This window comes from Nocardiopsis prasina DSM 43845, assembly GCF_000341265.1.
Taxonomy (GTDB): Bacteria; Actinomycetota; Actinomycetes; order Streptosporangiales; family Streptosporangiaceae; genus Nocardiopsis; species Nocardiopsis prasina.
Genome location: NZ_ANAE01000031.1, coordinates 1 through 1,098, shown reverse-complemented (window position 1 = coordinate 1,098; position 1,098 = coordinate 1). Strand labels below are relative to the sequence as shown.

Below are 1,098 nucleotides of genomic sequence, written 5' to 3'. Positions count from 1 at the left end.
CCGCCCCGGCCAGCGCCAGTCCCAGCCCGCCGCTGCGCCCGGGGTCGGCGGAGGCGGAGACGTCGACCGACAGCGGGCCCGCCTGGGGGACGGCACGCTCGGGAACCCGGTCCGCGACCACGACCTCGACCGCCGAGGGCAGGCGGCGCACGACCAGTTCCAGATTGCTCTCGGCGTGCACGACCGCGTTGGTGACCAGCTCGCTGACGAGCAGGACGACGTCGTCGGCGGCCTGGTCGGCGCTCCATTCGGCGAGGGTGTCGCGTACGAAGTCCCGCGCCTCGGCCGCGGTCCCGGGGGTGGGCGAGAACTCGCGCCGGGCGGCCTTCATCGTCTCGTGTGGCATCGTGAAGCCGTACGTTCTCTCCAGTTGCGGGAGGAAGGCGGGCACGGCCGCAGTGCGGCCGCCAGGACCCCGGCCCCCGATCCCTTCGATCGGTGACGACCCGCGGTGTCGGCGTGCGCTCGCCGGAGCGGGCACAGTGGGGACGGCGACGGGACCATCATTTCAGAAGGCTCGTCGCGTGGGCTGACAGGCCGCATAGCCTAGAGCTCGCGGCCCATCTCGGCTGACGTCTGGTATGGCCATCGTCCTTAACGGTACGGTGCGTCGATGACCGGGGGCGACGATCCTGCCACGTGAGATCGTTCCCCCGATCAGGCGGCCCCGGTCCCCCAACCGGCCCGAGATGCCCGTAGTGAGCAGTATGAGGAGGGGATCAATGCCAGAGGCCACACGGGCGCCGGACGACAAGCACGATGCGCAGCTCGACGAGCTGCTCCGCGCGCTCTACAGCATGCGAGACGGCGATTTCAGTGTACGGCTGGACTCTCGCGGCGAGGGCCGGTCCGGTGAGATCGCCTCCGTCTTCAACCAGGTCCTGGACCACTGCGAGCAGCTCAGCAGCGAGCTGCAGCGGGTCGGCGGCGTCGTCAGTACCGAAGGCAGACTCAACGAGCGCATCGCCGTCAGCCCCGCACGCGGCGCGTGGGGCAAGAGCGTCCGTTCGCTGAACCAGCTGCTCGACGAGGTCAGCGAACCGGTGACCTCCGTCGCCCAGATCCTGGATGCGGTCGCCGGCGGCGACCTGTCCCAGC

At 70.6% G+C, this 1,098-nt stretch carries 2 protein-coding genes; one reads left to right on the top strand and one right to left on the bottom strand.

Translation table 11 applies throughout. From position 1 onward, the window contains the following. Positions 1–331 (bottom strand): ATP-binding protein (locus tag D452_RS27425; RefSeq protein ID WP_040692797.1); only part of this gene is annotated, 331 nt, incomplete at its 3' end. Between the two features lie 391 nt (positions 332–722). Here D452_RS27425 and D452_RS27420 point away from each other — a divergent pair. Continuing rightward, positions 723–1,098, top strand: a 376-nt coding sequence (locus tag D452_RS27420) for a hypothetical protein (RefSeq protein WP_040692795.1), incomplete at its 3' end; no start/stop codon positions are given.